17 protein-coding genes are annotated in these 18,641 nt (G+C 46.5%); 16 read left to right on the top strand and 1 reads right to left on the bottom strand.

Annotation, left to right across the window (positions count from 1 at the left end):
* Nucleotides 1-2: 2 nt before the first annotated feature.
* From nuoN to ACQ5DJ_RS06250, 16 genes are all read left to right on the top strand, one after another.
* Nucleotides 3-1,535, top strand: coding sequence for an NADH-quinone oxidoreductase subunit NuoN (nuoN, locus tag ACQ5DJ_RS06325; protein WP_429841700.1), 1,533 nt, complete (start codon nt 3-5; stop codon nt 1,533-1,535).
* A gap of 104 nt (nt 1,536-1,639) precedes the next feature.
* Nucleotides 1,640-1,870 carry a DUF1146 family protein gene (locus ACQ5DJ_RS06320; protein ID WP_106654755.1) on the top strand — a complete coding sequence of 77 codons (231 nt, stop codon included), beginning with the start codon at nt 1,640-1,642 and terminating at the stop codon, nt 1,868-1,870.
* A 98-nt stretch (nt 1,871-1,968) separates the two neighbouring features.
* Nucleotides 1,969-2,712 carry a YwmB family TATA-box binding protein gene (locus ACQ5DJ_RS06315; protein WP_429841699.1) on the top strand — a complete coding sequence of 248 codons (744 nt, stop codon included), beginning with the start codon at nt 1,969-1,971 and terminating at the stop codon, nt 2,710-2,712.
* 18 nt (nt 2,713-2,730) lie between these two features.
* Complete coding sequence (murA, locus tag ACQ5DJ_RS06310) at nt 2,731-4,056, top strand: UDP-N-acetylglucosamine 1-carboxyvinyltransferase (RefSeq protein WP_429841698.1); 1,326 nt, start codon at nt 2,731-2,733, stop codon at nt 4,054-4,056.
* Between the two features lie 172 nt (nt 4,057-4,228).
* Nucleotides 4,229-5,245: a stage II sporulation protein D gene (spoIID, locus tag ACQ5DJ_RS06305; RefSeq protein ID WP_429841697.1), complete on the top strand. Its 1,017-nt coding sequence runs from the start codon at nt 4,229-4,231 to the stop codon at nt 5,243-5,245.
* 87 nt (nt 5,246-5,332) lie between these two features.
* On the top strand, nt 5,333-6,061 hold the full coding sequence (locus ACQ5DJ_RS06300; protein WP_429841696.1) for a peptidoglycan DD-metalloendopeptidase family protein: 729 nt from the start codon (nt 5,333-5,335) through the stop codon (nt 6,059-6,061).
* 180 nt (nt 6,062-6,241) lie between these two features.
* On the top strand, nt 6,242-6,526 hold the full coding sequence (gene spoIIID / locus ACQ5DJ_RS06295) for a sporulation transcriptional regulator SpoIIID (protein WP_003388385.1): 285 nt from the start codon (nt 6,242-6,244) through the stop codon (nt 6,524-6,526).
* An 81-nt stretch (nt 6,527-6,607) separates the two neighbouring features.
* The gene (locus ACQ5DJ_RS06290; protein ID WP_429841695.1) at nt 6,608-7,624 is read left to right on the top strand and encodes a rod shape-determining protein; all 1,017 of its coding nucleotides are present in this window, start codon (nt 6,608-6,610) and stop codon (nt 7,622-7,624) included.
* Between the two features lie 7 nt (nt 7,625-7,631).
* Nucleotides 7,632-8,621, top strand: a complete 990-nt coding sequence (locus ACQ5DJ_RS06285; protein ID WP_144618785.1) for a flagellar hook-basal body protein — start codon at nt 7,632-7,634, stop codon at nt 8,619-8,621.
* A gap of 15 nt (nt 8,622-8,636) precedes the next feature.
* On the top strand, nt 8,637-9,470 hold the full coding sequence (locus ACQ5DJ_RS06280) for a flagellar hook-basal body protein (protein ID WP_429841694.1): 834 nt from the start codon (nt 8,637-8,639) through the stop codon (nt 9,468-9,470).
* A gap of 34 nt (nt 9,471-9,504) precedes the next feature.
* Nucleotides 9,505-9,759 carry a DNA-directed RNA polymerase subunit beta gene (locus tag ACQ5DJ_RS06275; RefSeq protein WP_144618788.1) on the top strand — a complete coding sequence of 85 codons (255 nt, stop codon included), beginning with the start codon at nt 9,505-9,507 and terminating at the stop codon, nt 9,757-9,759.
* Between the two features lie 130 nt (nt 9,760-9,889).
* Nucleotides 9,890-10,411: a CDP-alcohol phosphatidyltransferase family protein gene (locus ACQ5DJ_RS06270; RefSeq protein ID WP_429841693.1), complete on the top strand. Its 522-nt coding sequence runs from the start codon at nt 9,890-9,892 to the stop codon at nt 10,409-10,411.
* Nucleotides 10,412-10,575: 164 nt separating this feature from the next.
* Complete coding sequence (gene fabZ / locus ACQ5DJ_RS06265) at nt 10,576-11,034, top strand: 3-hydroxyacyl-ACP dehydratase FabZ (RefSeq protein ID WP_429841692.1); 459 nt, start codon at nt 10,576-10,578, stop codon at nt 11,032-11,034.
* A 267-nt stretch (nt 11,035-11,301) separates the two neighbouring features.
* Entirely contained in the window at nt 11,302-12,039 is a 738-nt protein-coding gene (locus ACQ5DJ_RS06260) for a WecB/TagA/CpsF family glycosyltransferase (protein WP_429841691.1), read from the top strand.
* Nucleotides 12,040-12,066: 27 nt separating this feature from the next.
* Nucleotides 12,067-13,167: a glycosyltransferase family 4 protein gene (locus tag ACQ5DJ_RS06255; protein WP_429841690.1), complete on the top strand. Its 1,101-nt coding sequence runs from the start codon at nt 12,067-12,069 to the stop codon at nt 13,165-13,167.
* Nucleotides 13,168-13,340: 173 nt separating this feature from the next.
* The gene (locus ACQ5DJ_RS06250) at nt 13,341-17,837 is read left to right on the top strand and encodes an S-layer homology domain-containing protein (RefSeq protein ID WP_429841689.1); all 4,497 of its coding nucleotides are present in this window, start codon (nt 13,341-13,343) and stop codon (nt 17,835-17,837) included.
* Nucleotides 17,838-17,913: 76 nt separating this feature from the next.
* Here ACQ5DJ_RS06250 and ACQ5DJ_RS06245 read toward each other — a convergent pair whose 3' ends face one another.
* Entirely contained in the window at nt 17,914-18,573 is a 660-nt protein-coding gene (locus ACQ5DJ_RS06245) for a YigZ family protein (protein WP_429841688.1), read from the bottom strand.
* Nucleotides 18,574-18,641: the final 68 nt, after the last annotated feature.

Below are 18,641 nucleotides of genomic sequence, written 5' to 3'. Positions count from 1 at the left end.
CCATGGAGGTTAAAGATATTTTCTCATATGACTGGAGCTACCTTCTGCCCGAGTTTATCATTCTTGGCTTTGCTACCTTTTTATCACTGTTGGATCTTTTTGCGGGCAAGCGCCTTGGCAAGCAGGTCATTGGTTGGCTATCTTTCCTGGGAACGGTCATAGCGGCGATCTTTGTGATCATCAATATGAATGCTCTCGATAAGCCATACAGCTACATGATCGACATGATCCGAATCGATGATTACGGCAATGCGTTCAAGCTGATTTTCCTGGCAGGGACAGCTTTTGCCATTCTCATCTCGCTGTCCTATCTGAAATCAGGGGAAATCCAGCACAGAGGCGAGTATTACTATTTGATGCTGACCGGGCTTCTCGGGGCAATGGTCATGGCTTCGTCGGCTGACTTGATTACCTTGTTTGTGGGACTGGAGCTATTGTCTCTCTCGTCCTATGTATTGGTCGGATTGCGAAAAAAATCGCGGCTTTCCAACGAGTCGGCGTTCAAATACGTCGTTTCGGGAAGTATTGCCACGGCTGTGCTCCTGTTTGGGATGTCGTACGTGTACGGACTTACGGGAACCACACATATTTATGAAATCTCATTCCGATTGGCAGAAGCGGGAATGGCGGGCTATCAGTTCCTCGTTTATACGGCGTTTGCGTTTCTCGCAGTAGGTCTTGCATTCAAAATATCTGCAGCGCCTAACCACATGTGGGCGCCAGATGTCTATCAGGGTGCTCCTACCCCGGTCACTGCTTTCCTGGCGGTTGTGTCAAAAGCAGCAGGGTTCGCGCTGATCTTTCGAGTAATGATGATCTCGTTTTTCAACGTTTCCGATGGAACGGGATCAGGACGGTTCTTTTTCGAAGAGGGAAGCCTCTATCTGGGGCTGATGGCAGCGGCCTCGATGATTATCGGGAACACGATGGCGCTCAGGCAGACAAACGTCAAACGTATGATGGCTTACTCAGGTATTGCGCAAGCGGGCTATTTGCTCGTGCCGTTTGTACCGCCGACCTCTCTCTTTTTCAGCGAAGTGATCTTCTATCTGTTCGGTTACTTGCTGGTTAGCTTTGGTGCTTTCGCTGTGATTATGGTTGTATCTCGTGAGCAAGAGACAGAGGATTTGAAAGGATTCGCCGGATTGTATCATCGCTCACCAGTGATGGCGGTTGCGATGAGCATCTTCCTCTTGTCCTTGGCAGGTATCCCGATTACGGTTGGCTTCTTCGGGAAGTTCTATCTGTTCATGGGTACATTAGTGGTAGAAAACTACTGGCTGGCGGCGATTATGATCATCACCAGCGTCATTTCCTACTACTACTACTTTGGGATTATTCGTCAGATGTACATGCGTCCTGGGACAACGGAAGCACCGATGGTCGTGCCAAAAGGCATTTGGACGTTTATTCTCATCATGGCAATCGCTACCGTATTCTTCGGTGCTTTCCCGGGGCTGGTCACTGACTATATCCAGATTCATTTCAATCCGTCCTTTGATTTTGGGAACATGCTCTCTCCCAGCTCTCAGTGATACTCGTAACTGAATAGCACTTCAGGTACAATAGAAGGGATGGCTCGTGATCGGGCCGTTCCTTTTTCTATGATTCTCGGATGGGTAATGAGGAGGTAACGAGCATGCCACAAGAAGTATATGGCTTGTTGAGTATCATTTTATCGATTGCGTTTATTGGGCTCGCTTGGTGGGCGTTGCAATCCTTTCGCTTTGATAAGATTTTGAAAAAACCAAATGGCGTTCAGGCGAAGCTGTTGCAAATTTTTCTTTCCATTGTGATTGGATATGAACTGTCCCGCTTTTTCCTTGATTACTTGGGCTGGTCCCTGACATTCGGGAATTTGTTCAACTAAATACGTGAAAGACGACGATTCGCTGGTATATCCACCCAGCTACATGTACAAAATGAGAAGTACAAAGAGATACATGTAAGCATAGGGAGAGGGTATCAATGGGGAAATGGTCTAGTTGGTTCGTGCTGGCTCTATTGCTCGTGATGGGGGCCGCGTATTGGATGCCTGCACAAGCAAAGGAAGAAAAGCCGGTTGTGACAGAAATGATGAAAGTACTAGAAGAAACGGGCGCAACGGGTGTATCGGTTCAGGTACGTATGCGTACGGCGATGGGAGAAGGCCTGCGTCCTGAACAAGTAAAAGAGTTGGCGACGAAATGGGCACAACAACTTGAGATTCCGTTTTCCCCAAGCGAACAATCGCGTAAACACAACATACTTGCATATAGGACTACATACACACAAAACGGCGTGGATCTGAGCTACGAGGTGACAGGAGTTCCTAAAAATGGAGCATTTTCTGTATATCTAGTACTTCAGTTATCTGGTAACCGTGATTCCCTACTATATATTGGACAAGTACAGGAAACCTTCACGAATGCCCTGCAAAGCGCCGACTTTATTCCGCAAATTAGCACTTGTATTCGCGGATTGTACAATGTTAAGATGGGTGTTGACCAACAGGAGGGTAAAATATTGTCGATTTTTGGTACTCTCCAGGCAACAGAATTAGAACGTTTGCAAGATGAGACGGTTGTCAGTATTTCAGGGCATACCCCTATGTGGGAATCATTCATCGCGTTAAACGGTCAAAAGATGAATCTACAGGTGGCTACGCATCGTGACAGCCATTCTGGAACATGGATTACGGTAGGTACACCAATCATCACTGTGGAATATTAGCACGCGGAGGGGTACACATTGGATAAAATTATTGTCCGTGGTGGTAAGGCATTGGCTGGAAATGTAAAAGTATCTGGCGCCAAAAATGCCGTACTCCCTATTATTGCAGCATCTATCTTGGCAGAAGAAGGGACTTGCGTCATCTCAGACGTACCAGGCCTCGACGATGTCCGGACGATATGCGACCTCTTGAAATCGATGGGAATCTCCCTTACATATGATCATGAAGTGCTGACGATCGATGCTTCCAAGCTTACGAGTGTAGAAGCGTCCTATGAACTGGTCCGTAAAATGCGTGCATCTTTCCTCGTGATGGGGCCGCTTTTAGCCAGAAAAGGACAAGCTCGTGTCGCTCTTCCGGGTGGTTGTGCCATTGGTACACGCCCGATCGACCAGCACCTAAAAGGGTTTGAGGCTATGGGAGCCAAAATCGAAATCGGACAAGGGTTTATTGAAGCGACGGTAGAAGGACGATTGAAGGGTGCGAAAATCTACCTGGATATTGCTAGCGTCGGTGCAACAGAAAATATTATGATGGCCGCTGCTTTGGCAGAGGGAACCACATTGATTGAAAACGCGGCAGAAGAGCCGGAGATCGTTGATTTGGCGAACTTCCTGAACCGGATGGGAGCAAAAATCCGCGGAGCGGGTACTGGCTCGATCCGCATCGAAGGCGTCGAAAAGATGCAGGGCTGCACACATTGTGTCATTCCTGACCGCATTGAAGCAGGAACTTTCATGGTTGCTGCAGCGATTACTGGTGGGGATGTCTTTGTGGAAGGTGCGATTTGCGATCATCTCAAATCCGTGACCGCCAAGCTTCGTGAAATGGGCGTGGACATTGAGGAGCAAGAAAACGGCATTCGTGTACGTCGTACAGGCCCACTGAAAGCAGTTGACCTCAAAACGCTGCCATACCCTGGCTTCCCGACAGATATGCAGTCGCAAATGATGGCGCTTTTGCTTGTTTCAGAAGGAACGAGCATCGTGACCGAAACAGTATTTGAGAACCGCTTCATGCACGTGGAAGAGTTCCGTCGCATGAATGCGAACATCAAGATCGAAGGCCGCAGTGCCATCGTCGAAGGTGGTTCCAAGCTGACAGGCAGCAAGGTAGCAGCAACTGACCTGCGTGCGGGTGCAGCACTTGTACTGGCTGGACTCGTATCAGAGGGAGAGACTGAGGTTTCTGCCCTGCACCATATTGACCGTGGCTACGTGAACTTTACGGAAAAGCTGCTGGCTTTGGGCGCAGATGTAGAACGTATGGTTCCAGAAGAAAAGGCTCGTGAAAAAGCAGTTTCCGAAACCATCAAAGTAAGCTTCTCTCCTAATTTTGCTTGATAAATGCGTCAACCATATGGCAAAACGAAAGATTCTCTGCGTATGCAGGGGGTCTTTTTTTCGTTCTCTCGACTCTCTCATTCTCTCGTTCTACCGCTCTGTTACCAAACATAGACTTTAGTAGGTTATTCAGACTTTTCGTGTCTAGTACGTAACGGGGAGGATCTCTTGCATGAAACGCTATCTACTCATGTGGTTTATCGCTTTGCCGATCTTGCTCGTCCTGATGCCTGCTGCTCTGGTCTTTTGGTTTTCACCAGAAATAGGCCCTGTCAGTCAGCCTACTGTGGCCGTCACGGAGCCTGCCATACCGGCGATGAAGGAATCGGCATCCTCTATGCCAGTAAAGGTGTACCGTACAGAAAAAAAGGCCGTGGAAACATTGCCGCTAGAAACGTATATTACCGGAGTCGTAGCGGCGGAAATGCCAGCTGAGTTCGAGCTGGAGGCTTTAAAAGCACAGGCGTTGGCGGCCAGGACCTATATCGTGCGCCGATTAAAAGAAGGCAAGTTTGATGATGTGCCATCAGGCGGGCAGGTCTTGGATACGGTGCAGCATCAAGTCTATATGGATGAAAAGCAGCGGCGTGAGCGTTGGGGAGACCAATACGAGTGGAAAAACAAACGCATCCAGCAAGCAGTTATGGCGACAGCAGGAATTATCCTGACCTACCAGAACGAGCCCATTGACGCGACGTTTTTTTCCACCAGTAATGGTTTTACAGAAAACTCGGATGAATATTGGGAAAAGCCCATTCCTTATTTGAAGAGCGTTGCGAGTCCTTGGGATATTCAATCTCCTCGCTATGAGGAAACGGTCGTCATGTCCAGTGCGGAGCTCGAAAAGAATTTGGGCGTCAAGCTCACGCAGGAGGCTTCTACCAATGGTTCCTGGTATCGGATCGAATCGCATACAACCGGAAATCGCGTAGGAACCATCAGCATTGGTGGCAAGGAATTTACAGGAAGAGAGTTTCGTGAAAAGCTCAACTTGAATTCTTCGTCCTTTACGTTGGATTTACGCGGCAATCAGGTTTTCATTACAACTAAAGGGTACGGTCATGGTGTCGGGATGAGCCAGTGGGGAGCAAATGGAATGGCCAAAAGCGGCAAAAGCGCGGAGCAAATCGTCAAACACTTCTATCAAGGAATTAGTCTACAAGTGTATTCAAGAGTGATCCCAGCTTAAAAGAAAAGCAAATTTTTACTTTTCCCTACTCTCTCAGGTTTATACGCCAAAATTCTGGCGATACTGAGGGATGAGGTGATGAATAAAATGGAAGATCAAAAAAATCAACCAATTCCATTCAAGAAGGCAAGTTCTTGGAAAAAAGTTTTGGGCAAGAAATGGGCGTTTCCTGCAATCTACATCGGCACCGCAGCAATCATTCTCGCTTTTGTGATGTGGTATCAGGGCAACGTCATGGACACGGTATCCAAAATGACGAATAGCGGAGATGGCGTGGCAGTGACAACTCCTGCAACTCCTGAGAAGACTACACCGCAAAACGAAGAAGCGGTACCTGCTACAAGTGGCGTACAACCACTCGCTTGGCCAGTAGGAAAAGGCGTGCAGTACAATGTGGGCATGAACTACTACGATGAGAAAGCGTCGAAGGACAATCAGCAAAAAGCATTGGTGAGCTTCGACAACACCTTCTACCCACACACAGGTATTGACCTCGTATCCACGGATGGTAAGAGCTTTGATGTCATCGCAGCTCTTGCTGGTAAAGTAGTAAAAGTGGTGAACGATCCACTTGTCGGCAACGAGATTGAGGTCGAGCACGCAGACAAAATGATTACGGTATATCAGAGTCTGGAAAGCGTAACAGTCAAACCAGGCGATGAAGTGACTCAAGGTCAAGTAATCGGGTCTGCTGGGCGCAACACCTTTGAAAAAGACGCTGGCGCACATCTTCACTTTGAAGTTCGCATCGATAACAAGCCTGTCAATCCAGAGCAATACTTGATTCAGGCTGAAACGGAAGTAAAAAATCAATAACCGATGAATTTAGAAAAACACCTGCAAAATACAACAATTGCGGGTGTTTTTTTGCGTGTGGTACAAACTGTTGAAAAAAGATGCGGCCGTGCTGGCTTGTCAGGCTTGGAAACGTAGAATATGTGTCCCTACGCACCCATATATTGTATCAGACAATGTAGATACAAGGAGGCGAGTAATGTGCACGACTACATCAAAGAGCGGACCATCAAAATCGGCCGATATATTGTAGAGACAAGAAATACGGTTCGGATGATCGCTAAAGAGTTCGGTGTTTCGAAAAGTACTGTGCACAAGGACTTGACTGAGCGGCTGCCTGAGATAAATCCAGAGTTGGCGAACCAGGTTAAGGAAATTTTGGAATATCACAAAGCCATCAGACATCTTCGGGGAGGCGAAGCGACCAAAATCAAGTACAAACGGCGTAGTAAAAAAGTACGAGTAGAACAGGAGGAGAGTGTGTAAGAAAGAATTTCCTTGTCCTCTCACGTAGAAGAGCCTATGATATTAGGTAGAAATGTAACTGGTAATCAGGGAGGACCTTTCATGTTTGGCAAAGATATCGGAATCGACTTGGGCACGGCCAATGTCTTGGTTTTTGTAAAAGGCAAGGGAATTGTCCTAGACGAACCATCTGTCGTGGCAATAGATAGTAAAACCAGAAAAGTTTTGGCCGTGGGAAATGAAGCCTATCGCATGGTAGGCCGTACTCCAGGAAATATCGTAGCGATCCGACCTTTGCGAGAAGGGGTTATCGCGGATTTTGAAATCACAGAGGCCATGCTGAAGCACTTCTTGAACAAAATTGGTGGAAAGAGTATGTTTGCCCGTCCGCGTATTTTGATTTGCTGCCCGACGAACATCACGTCTGTTGAGAAAAAAGCAATTCGCGAAGCAGCTGAGCGCAGCGGTGGAGCAAGAGAAGTATTTATCGAAGAAGAACCGAAAGTTGCCGCAGTTGGGGCAGGTATGGACATTTTTCAGCCGTCCGGTAATATGGTAGTGGATATCGGTGGGGGAACGACCGATGTAGCGGTATTGTCGATGGGCGATATTGTCACGTCTTCCTCCATTAAAATAGCAGGCGATACATTCGATGTGGCTATTATGCGTTACATAAAAAATAAATACAAATTGCTGATTGGTGAGCGTACGGCTGAAGATATCAAGGTTCAGATTGGAACCGTATCCGGCGGACGCCAGGACGAAATGGACATTCGTGGTCGAGACATGGTAAGCGGCTTGCCGCAAACAATTACCATTCGCTCCACTGAAGTCCAGGAAGCCCTGGCTGAGTCGGTGAGTGCGATTGTACAAGCCTCAAAATCTGTTTTAGAACGAACACCTCCGGAGCTTTCTGCCGATATAATTGATAAGGGTGTTTTCCTGACCGGTGGCGGCGCATTATTGCACGGTATTGACGAGATTCTGGCAGAGGAGCTGAAGGTTCCTGTGCTGGTAGCGGACGAGCCAATGATGTGCGTTGCAAAAGGAACAGGAATGATGCTGGACTATTTGGACAAGATGCCGGCTCACTCGAATAAGCGATTATTCAGGGGGTAAGATTTAAGTGATCAGAGGCTTGTATACGTCTGCATCTGGCATGCTAGCATTGCAGAACAGGCAAGAATCGCTGGCGAACAATTTAGCAAATATCAATACACCCGGGTTCAAACAGGACGTGGGTGTCATGCGTGCATTTCCGGAGCAATTGCTCTCACGCATGAATGATCATGAGGGACTGGATGTTCCGGGCATCCCTACTATGCCTGGGCAGCCTGCCATTATCGGGCGCTTGAACACAGGGGTATACATGTCGGAGGCGCTACCGAATTTTGCGCAGGGGGATATTGAAGAGACACGCAATCCGTATGATCTTGCGTTGATGGACAATATTCAGCCAGATCAGAATGGCAATGAGCGGCGGTTGTTTTACAGTGTGGCTCGGATTGAACAAGCAAATTTGGCTCAGCCAGCACAGCAAGAGGATATCCGCTATACGAGAAATGGTAACTGGAGCGTGAATTCAGAAGGTTACCTGGTGACAGCGGAAGGGTATTATGTGCTGGATAGTTCCAATCAGGCAATTCGCATCAACCATGATCCCGCACTCGGTACCAATGTCGGTCAAAACCTGAAAATTAACGAGCGTGGCGAGTTGATGCAAGTTACCATCGATCCCATCACAAAAGCAGAACAGTATACGGCGCTTCCTACTCATGCTAGATTGGGACTTGCTGTGGTAACCGATCCGCTGAAGCTTGTACGTGAAGGAACGAATGTTTTCCGATTTGAGGGCGACATAGCGGTAGAGGGGATTGATTTGGCAGAAGCCAACGATCAGGCTGCCATAGCAGCAGGTACATACAATACTCCTATGGTCGAAGGTCGTTTCGGTACACAACAGGGCTGGCGTGAACGCTCGAATGTAGACCCAGGTCAAACCATGACGAGTATGATGAGTGTGCTTCGCGCCTATGAAGCGAACCAACGGGTGATTACCACAATTGACGGTACGCTGGAAAAGGCTGCTAATGAAATTGGTCGGGTTAATGGATAATAGGAGGTAGGAAGGATGCAGTCGCTTAATATTTCCACATCAGCTATGCGCGGTATTCAGCAAGCGTTGGACAATACATCCAACAACCTGTCGAACATTGATACGATTGGGTACAAGCGCAGGGTCGCATCGTTTTCCGAGCTTCTCACAGACTCAATGAATGAGCAGCCGGCAGCGGATAACCAAAATCGTAATACACCAGTGGGGATAAGAGTAGGTAGTGGAGCGCATCTTGCCATGACCAAGCTGGATCTCGGTCAAGGCAGTCTCAAGCAGACAGATGTGCCAACAGATGTCGCGATTGAAGGAGATGGCTATTTTTTGGTCACTCGTAAAATCAAAGATGCGAATAACATCACCGTGGATGAAGAAAGTCGCTTTACGCGTAATGGCTCCTTTAAGCTCAGTTTTGATCAGGATGAGAATGGATACGTATTGCACACCAGTTCAGGTCATATATTGACAGATGATAGTGGTACGAATATCGTATTCCCGGAGCCAGTAAAAAACATCTCGATTTCTCCAGATGGTACTTTTAATGCGGACGGAATGCCGGCATCTGTAAAAATTGGTGTATGGAATGTAGAGAATCCTGATCAACTAAAGCAAGTCGGTGAGAATCTGTTTGATGCCGAATTGGCTTTCCGGGCAGGACCACAAAGTAAATACACCAGTGCATATGATAATGATGTAACATTGCGCCAAGGTGCTCTCGAATCATCCAACGTCAGCATGACAGAAGAAATGTCCCAACTGGTGAACATTCAGCGTGCGTATCAATTGAACTCACGCGCAATCGGCATCAGTGATCAAATGATGGGAATTGCTAACCAACTGAGAAGCAGATAACCCATATAATTTCAGCATGACGGAGGAGAGGAGCATGGAACAAGGGAAGAGCAAACGTTTCCCGCGTCAGACCGAAGAAGTTAAGTCAAAAGGAAAAGAGCGGGAACGGAGCGGCAAGAATTGGCGGCTGAGAGTTGCCAAGATGGTGCTGGTCCCACTCCTGCTGTTTTTCTCACTGGTCATTGGTCTGATGATCGGATACGGTGGGGTTGGCAAGAAGCCAATGTCAGATGTATTCGATATGGGAACCTACAAACATATGTGGGATTTAATGTTTGAAGATACGTAAAAACGAAGCTGGACAAGCCCGAACCTTTGGTTGGGGCTTCTATTTTTTCGAGGACTTGTTGTTGTGTTTGTCCACAGAGTATAATAGATCGAGTGGTTGAAAAAGGAAGTGACGATTTGAATACGGAGGGATGTCCGTGAATCTTCCTAATTTGCTTACGATCTTTCGCATCGTGCTCATCCCTTTGTACCTGTATGTCTTTTTTTCGGAGTTTCCGTATCATGTTGAAATCGCTTTAGGCATTTTGATTTTGGCGGGAGTGACCGATATTGCGGACGGGTACATCGCGCGGAAGCATAAGCTTGTGACCACCATCGGAATGATGTTAGATCCTCTGGCAGATAAATTAATGATGCTGGCGGTCATCGCCTCATTATTTTTGACGGATCGAATCAGTATATGGGCCCTCCTGTTTTTCTTTGTGCGCGATCTGGCAATGATAGTAACAGGAGCTGTTTACCACTTCCGCGGGAAAAAAACTGTACCGGCAAACGCCTACGGCAAGCTGACAACTGTTCTTTTGTATGTTGTCATTCCGCTGGTGATGTATCGCTATGAGTACAGTGAAGCGATACTTTGGTCGGTTATAGCGTTCTCCTTTATTGTGAGCGCGATTTATCTGGCAAAGGCTCGACTATTGAATCGCGTGTAAGGATGAAAAAGAGCACTTCCCGCTCTTTGGGGAGGAAGTGCCCCTTTTATCTTAATCCCGCTTGTCCGTTCAACTGGGGCGGGAGTTATGTATATTGTTTCGTTGGTCAAAGGGTATTCATGCATAGACAAGTCTAGTTAAGTATGGAAATGGAGCGATACATAATGGAAATCAAAGCGCCTTTGGATATTATGCAAATTCAGGAAATCATCCCGCACCGTTACCCGTTTTTGTTGGTAGACAAAATCGAAGAGCTGGAGCTAGGAAAAAAAGCGGTTGGAATTAAAAATGTCACGGTAAATGAACCGTTTTTCCAAGGCCATTTTCCTGGTTATCCAGTCATGCCTGGTGTCCTTATTGTGGAAGCATTGGCACAGGTTGGGGCAGTAGCGATGCTCAGCATGGAGGAACATCAAGGAAAAATCGGACTGTTTGCAGGTATTGATGAATTCCGTTTCAAAGATCAGGTGAAGCCGGGAGACACGCTGGTACTAGAGGTTGAGCTTACTCGTGTGCGTGGAACCGTTGGCAAAGGGCATGGAAAAGCATTGGTAAATGGGAAAGTAGTAGCAGAGGGTGGATTGATGTTTGCCCTGACTGCAGGAAATAAGGCACATTCATGATCATCTTGAATGTGCCTTTCTTTTCGGGTAGAATGGCTAATGGGCAACTCCATGCATGAATAAGGTAGTTTAAAAAGTCGTCTTTTGATCACGAAGTAGTTATGAATGCTTTTTCGACATCGAAACCGGCGTTCACCATCGAAGTCCGGTGCTCATGTAGGTCCCCTACATTCCGCTCTTCCTTCTTCAGGTTCTCGCCATTTTCTCGGTGCTGAAAAGACGAATTTTTAAACAATGATTTAATAACAAGCACTTGAAGGTGAAGAAATGACCAAACAGGTCGCAACCATATTAGATGTGCCATTTACGACTCGCGGTTTTCGTGAGACTGTCGATCATATAACAGAGCGCATACAAAGCGGTCAAAAGACCCACGTGGTAACCGCCAATCCGGAGATCGTCATGGTAGCGAGAGAGAATCGCGCTTTCCGTTCTATTGTAGAACAAGCCTATGTCGTTCCCGATGGAATTGGAATCGTGTACGCTGCTAAATGGACGAATCAGCCGATTTATGAGCGCGTTACAGGTGTGGAGCTTCTGGAAGCACTCATGGCAAAAGCAGATCAACATCAGTGGGGCGTGTATTTACTTGGCGCCAAGCCAGATGTCATTCATTTGGCAAAAGACAAACTGAGTGCTCGTTATCCGAACGCCCGAATCGTTGGATGTCGGGATGGCTATTTTCGCCCAGAGGAAGAAACCCAAATTGTACAAGAAATTGCCGAAGCGAAACCGCAGCTCCTGTTCGCCGCACTGGGTGCGCCCAGACAAGATGAATGGATGGCGAAGTATCGCGATCAGTTAAATGCCTCCCTGATGATGGGGGTAGGCGGAAGCTTTGACGTCATTTCCGGGAAAGTGAAGCGCGCTCCCGAGATCTGGCAAAAATTGCACCTGGAATGGTTTTACCGACTTGCTTCCGAGCCTTCTCGCTGGAAGCGTCAACTGGCTATTCCCCGGTTTGTTCTAACCGTACTGAAAGAAAAATGGAGTAGCCGTTCCTAGATGCATCCGTAGAGAGGAGAACAGTCGATGTCTACACTAATCCTCGGATTTCTGACTTCGCTGATCATATCGTTTATTGCAACACCGTATGTAAAAAACCTGGCTGTAAAAGTAGGAGCAGTGGATGCCCCGAACCAGCGCAAGGTACACACGCGAATCATGCCACGTATGGGTGGCTTGGCAATTTATATCGGTTATTTGGTCGCATTCTTCCTGTTTGTCCCGTATACAAGCATATCGGAAATGCTGGGAATTTTCATCGGAAGCACGATCGTTATGGTCGTCGGTATGCTCGATGACAAATACCAGCTCTCGCCAAAATGGAAGCTGCTCGGACAGCTAGTCGCAACAGCGATTGTCGTCATTCCTTTTGGCTTGAAAATCGGCGTCGTGAATCTGCCGTATAGCGGAAGCATTGATTTCAGCAGTGGCTGGCTCTTCTGGCTGGCGATTCCGATCACGATGTTTTGGATTGTCGGGGTAACGAATGCAGTCAACCTGATTGACGGTCTCGATGGCTTGTCGGCAGGTGTGTCAGCGATTGCCGCAGGGACAATGGGTGTCATGGCCTTGTTGATGGACGATTACAAGGTAGCGACCTACTGTTTCGTGCTCCTCGGAGCGATCCTAGGCTTTCTTTACTTTAACTTTCACCCGGCTCGTCTGTTCATGGGCGACACCGGTTCGCTTTTCTTGGGCTTCAACTTGGCAGCTCTGTCGATTATGGGTTTTAAAGAAGCGTTGTTCGTTTCCTTTATCATTCCAATCGTCGTGCTGGGTGTACCGCTCTGGGATACGTTCTTCGCCATCGTGCGCAGGATCGTGAACAAAAAGCCGATTTCGAGCCCAGACAAAGGGCATTTGCATCACTGTTTGCTGAACATGGGTCTGTCGCACCGCTCGACTGTACTCACGATTTACTCGATCAGCATTTTCTTCGGGACGATGGCGATTCTTCTGACGAAGACGACGAAGTGGACTACGATTATTGTCATGGTAGCGTTGGTGATCGTCATTCATCTCGGAACGGAGATTGTTGGCCTCGTTAGCCGCCGTCACCGTCCACTGATTAATGCTTACAGACGCATTAAAATTAAACAAACCGATCAACAGCGTCGGACGAATTAGAAATAAACAGAACCCTAGCATCTAAAGGTGCTAGGGCTTTTTTTCGCCAATATTTAGGGGGAAACACTTAAGTGAAGAAGGGAATTGTCCGATAAAGATAGGGAGAATTACATTGACCCATTACAAGTGTGGGACACATAAGAGGCTTCAAAAACAAACGGAGAGGTGAAAATATGAACAAGTCCTATCAACAATTCCGTCGTTGGCTGGTCATGTGCCTGGCGATGATGCTAATTGTTACAGGTATGTTGCCAGCAGCGCCAGCTTCTGCAGCGCTCGGTTCCAACTGGAACAATACGACAGGTATTCAGACGCCTTCTGGCTATCTTGCGTCAGGAAGTGGGGATGGTAAAATCTATAGCACGCCGATCAAGACCATTTCCAAATTGGTACATGGAGTAGTGCTTACTTACAAGGATATCTCCAAAAATGGTCAAGGTGTTGATGTACTAGTTGATAATGTTCCACTTGCGAACAATCAACTATTCGCAAACGACAAAATTACACTGCCAGATTTTCAATTGAATAGCAGTGGAGCAGTAACAAAAGTAACTGTGAGGCCAAAAGTAACAGTTGATCCAACAAACGATACAGCAGATATTTTCTTTCAGTACACACCAAACCCTCTTGGTCCTGGATTAGGTAAGCTAACATTTTTGAACTCTGGGCAAGGTGAGCATCAAAGTGACCCTATTAAAGTAACAAACCGAACAGTATCTAATTTGAAATACCAGTATGATGTTACAGTTGCAGTGGATAAGACTCAGGCTGTAGAAGTTCAAGTAAACGGAGTCACTGTTCGAACAGTAAACGGCCCTGGAGGCACTTTGCCAGATATTGATTTATCCCCAGGCTTGAATGCTGTTCAGTTGTATGCGCCAAATACAGGCGAACGTGACATTATCTATTACGAGTACAACTCGCAGAACAGCCCAATCTCCATTACCAATTTCTCTGGAGGAACGACAGCTTATACTCCAGTGATTTATGGAGACTCTACGATTACCTTGGTTGGTACGTATGGTAGTGGAGTAACAGGAAGCAGCTTGCGACTGAAGTTGATTACGAACAACGGCACTTCCATTCAAGACTTGGCCAATACTGCGCCAGCGATTAATGGTAGCACTTTTACATTTAGCAACATTGGCTTGAAGCCTGGCCTAAATCAGATCGCTTTCTACGAAAAAGTAGGAAATGTAACAAAAGAACACTACCAGTTCTACGTGCAATACAACAACACACCACTTGTCAGTGATTTGAAAGTAAACGATACAGCGCTGAACGATCCGAATGTCAATTCGAATCCAACCTATATCACGGTTCCATCGGTTAATCGTCTGAATTTGAATCTGGACGGGAAAGCGCTCAATGCGGATACCGTTGAAGTGAAAAACTTGCGTACAGGTGATGTGGTCAAAACGCAGGTGAACCGCACTGGATCTTTTGGGTTGAGTGTACCGTCGCAGCTTGGTGAAAATACCTTGGAAATCAGAGTATTTAACCAAAATAAAGAAGTGGGGACATTTGTCCGCAAGCTGTTGGTCACCACTACATCATCCGGAAGCTCTGATCAGTATTACAAAGTAACGTTGGGTGGCGTGGCGCTGCAGCCAAACCAGCTATCTACGGTAACAGGTTCAACATATTCTCCAGCGATGACTTTGAATGGTGCGGCACTTTTGAAATTTGTAGATATTGCTGGTGCGCAACAGTTCCAGGAATTCAAGGTCACGATTTCTGAAGGCGGAAGTAAGACTGAATACAAGAGTGGAAACGGAGTAACCTTTACGCCGATCGGTAATCCGCAAAGCGGCTTTACCGAATATGCGGTTTCTCTGGCGGTACCTGCTGGAGTATTCCAAGATGGAAAAACGTACAAAGCATCTTTGAGTTATCAATACCTGACAAAGGCATCGGATAATACAATAACGTCTCCATCGGGCTTTATTAATGTCGCGAACTACGAGTACGAATTCAAATACTTGGATAACTCCAAGCCAAACATTTCACAAGTGATAAATTTGGCAAATGCACAAGTATTGTCTCCGACGGCTACGAATATCATTGTTACTTCACCGTTAGAGTTGAAGGCAGTCACGCAAAATATTCCAACTCCTGCTAATTCAACCATTACGTATAACGGGCAGACGTTGACTTCTGGAGTTGACTATGTAATTACGTCAGCTACTGATGGATTTACACTTACCTTGAAAAAGCTGCCACAGGGTCAGGGGAAATTAGTAATTGGATATCCTGGTGGAACAGGTTCTGCTACTTACACCCTGGATATTCGCATTACCCCTTTTGCTCAAATCACCTATGTAGATGCAACAGGACAGGTGCGCAGCTTTGAAGATGGATATCAAGTAAAAAGTGAGAATGACATCCGCAATCTCGACGGGAAAGTATACAACTATGTTTTGAAGTCTGATAACATTGAGGCAACCTTAAATGGTTCGACAATCAGTATTAGTGGTATTGATACAACCAAGGGTACGTTCCTTATCTCTAAAAATCAGCTCGATTATAAAAAAGGCAACAACGTCCTGAAAATCACCTTGAAAGACGATCCAAAAACAGTATTCACCTATAACGTTTCTTACAACTCATCCAAGACGCCATCTGTCGAGGATGTGAAGCTGGAGATCATCTCCAATGGTAAAAATGAAGAACTGACCAAGAAAGCTGGAGATGCATCTTATAAGACAGGTGCCAACTTCCTAACTAACTTGAGCTTTACAGTAAATGATGCAACACATGTATACATTGAAAAGAACGGGAAGCGTATCAATGATTTCCGCTACAAGAGTGGAGATTGGGACCAAGATACGACGAACCAGGAGTACGTAAAAGCACGCCTCGAAGCAGCGTTGAATAACGATTTGGAAGAATTGTATGATGATCACAACATTGATTCACAATCTCGCACCCGTTTTGAAGGGAAGATGAGCACGAAGAAATATGGCGATCTTGTAGAAGAAGTACAAGATGCTGTGACAAATGCCAAAGATCAGGAACAGAAACTGGCCCTCTTCCCACTGACATTGAAAAAGGGTGGAACAACGGTCTACACAATCGTAGCAGAAGATGACAATGGAACTGTCATTCGCTATGACATCAATATCGATCAGAAGTATTCCAGCTGGGAAGTTTTGTCCCCAGTAAAAGCAAAAGAATCCGATCCGCACATCATCGTAAATAGCAACAGTGCAGTGGTGAAAGTGTTTGCTGAAAATGCGGACAAAGTACTGTTCGGCAAAACAGAAGCAAAAGTAACCAATACAAGCAACCCTGACTTCTATTACGATGACAAACAGGGCAAGACCATACCAGAGACTTATTATGTGTTTACATCTACTGTTCCACTTAAAAAAGGTCTAAACTCGATTAAATTCTCGGTTGTGGTAGGCGATAGCACCTATAAAGACGAAATCAAAATTTACAATGCAAGCTCGACTGTAAATGGTGCAGAATATCGTGATGTATTAGGAAAGAAAACCGCTTTCAGCGTATTTGATAAGCAGTTTGAACTGAAGTTCCCGAAAGGTACCGTTTTGTTGTCGCCAGATGACAGCCGTGCCGGTCAAGAAGTGAAGAATCCTAACGGTGATATCTTTGTCGATGTACCTCTGTATTTCGGTATGGCAGATCGTACAACAGGACAAATATCCATCGACGATGATAACTTGGAAGAACGACTGGTACTAGAAGCTAACTTCAACTATGCAAGCCCACTGTACTACGTAGATGCAGGTGACACAGAAGCACCGGGTGGACGCGATCCATACCACGATGAAGGCGATGCAGAAGACTTCAAGAGCCGTTGGCAAGACAATCTGGTTCCAAGCCTTCGCGGTACACTTACCATCAAATACAATGCATCCATCGTAAACGCAGCGAATAACATCCTGACCGTCTACTATCACAATGGGGACGAATGGACAAACATTGGTGGCGTAGTGAATACAGGCAAAAAGACTGTTACGGTACCGTTTGCTGGTTTTGGTTATTACATGGTTATGAAAACGAGAGAAACATATGATGATGTCATTAGTCATGATTTCGCTCGTGATGCAATTGAGACACTGTACGCCAAAGGCATCATGCCGGCATATAGCGGAAGCAGCTTTGGGGCAAACCGTGACATGACACGCGGCGAATTTGCAACGATGCTGACCAAAGCATTGGATCTGCCAATCAACGCTGGTCCATACCGGGATAGCAATGAGCGTGATCCGGCAGAACCAACCTTTACCGATGTTCGTCCGAATCGCGATTCGTGGGATTATCAGTACAAATACATTGAGACAGCTGCTCGGGCTGGAATTATTCGTGGAAAACAACCAGGGTACTTCCGTCCAGATGAAAATCTTACTCGCGAAGAAGCTGCAATCATGATCTCACGTGCGCTTAATCTCAAATTGGGCACACTCGATGCTTCCAAGCTCGCTTTGAACAAAATGTTCTCAGATGCCAAAGACGTTAGCTACTATGCAGCTCCATCCGTACTTGCTGTAAGTAAGGCGAAACTGATGAACGGCGAAATAGATAATCCAGGTGAGAAAAAGTCGACCTACAGCTTCAAACCGACTAACAACCTGACTCGTGCTGAGATGGCTGTCATCACCATTCGTACTATGGTCCAACTCAAAAAACTGCCTAAGCAGTAAGCCGAGATATTTCGCTATATATAATAGAAGAAAAGCTGAAGAGGTCATCGCCTCTTCAGCTTTTTTCATTGAGAAATTACTCTTCCTCCACATCTCCAACCGCGTCTACAGGAACCTCCACATATTCCTTCTCTCCGAGCACGATCTGAGCTTGCCCATTTGTCAAATCAACCATCCGTGCGACAAACTCATCCTGTTCACCCTCAGGGATCAGCACATGCGCGGTCACCTTGTCTGTAAAATCCGTACCACTCACGCGATGTACGCCTAGACGCAGTTCGTTCTCCACCTTGCCCCACCACGTATAGTCCACACTGACAGAGATCGTCTGATGCAGCGTGTGCACCACGATCTTCGCAGCCTTCAATGCAGTGACGGTTCCAGCTGTATAAGCTCGAACGAGTCCACCAGCCCCAAGTTTGATTCCACCGAAATAGCGAGTGACGACAACGACCGTATCTTTTACACCGTTTTTCTTGATGCATTCCAGAATCGGCTTGCCTGCCGTACCGCTAGGCTCTCCGTCATCACTCGAGCGCTGAATCTGATCGTTTTCGCCGATGACAAAAGCGGAACAGTTATGAGTAGCGTCCCAGTGCTTCTTTTTGATCATCGCAATAAACGCTGTCGCTTCTTCCTCAGTGGTAACCCGCTGGGCATATCCGATAAAACGGGAGCGCTCAATGACGATATAGTCTTCACCGTAGCCAGCGATGGTTTTGTATTGGGTAAGCATCGTACAATCACCTCAAGAAAAGGATAGCATGCCAAAGAAATGTTGGCGAACACTGAAATGTTTTTGAC

This window comes from Brevibacillus sp. FIR094 (assembly GCF_050477165.1).
Lineage (GTDB): Bacteria > Bacillota > Bacilli > Brevibacillales > Brevibacillaceae > Brevibacillus.
The sequence above is the reverse complement of the archived record's forward strand: the minus strand, read 5'-3'. Positions and strand labels throughout refer to the sequence as shown.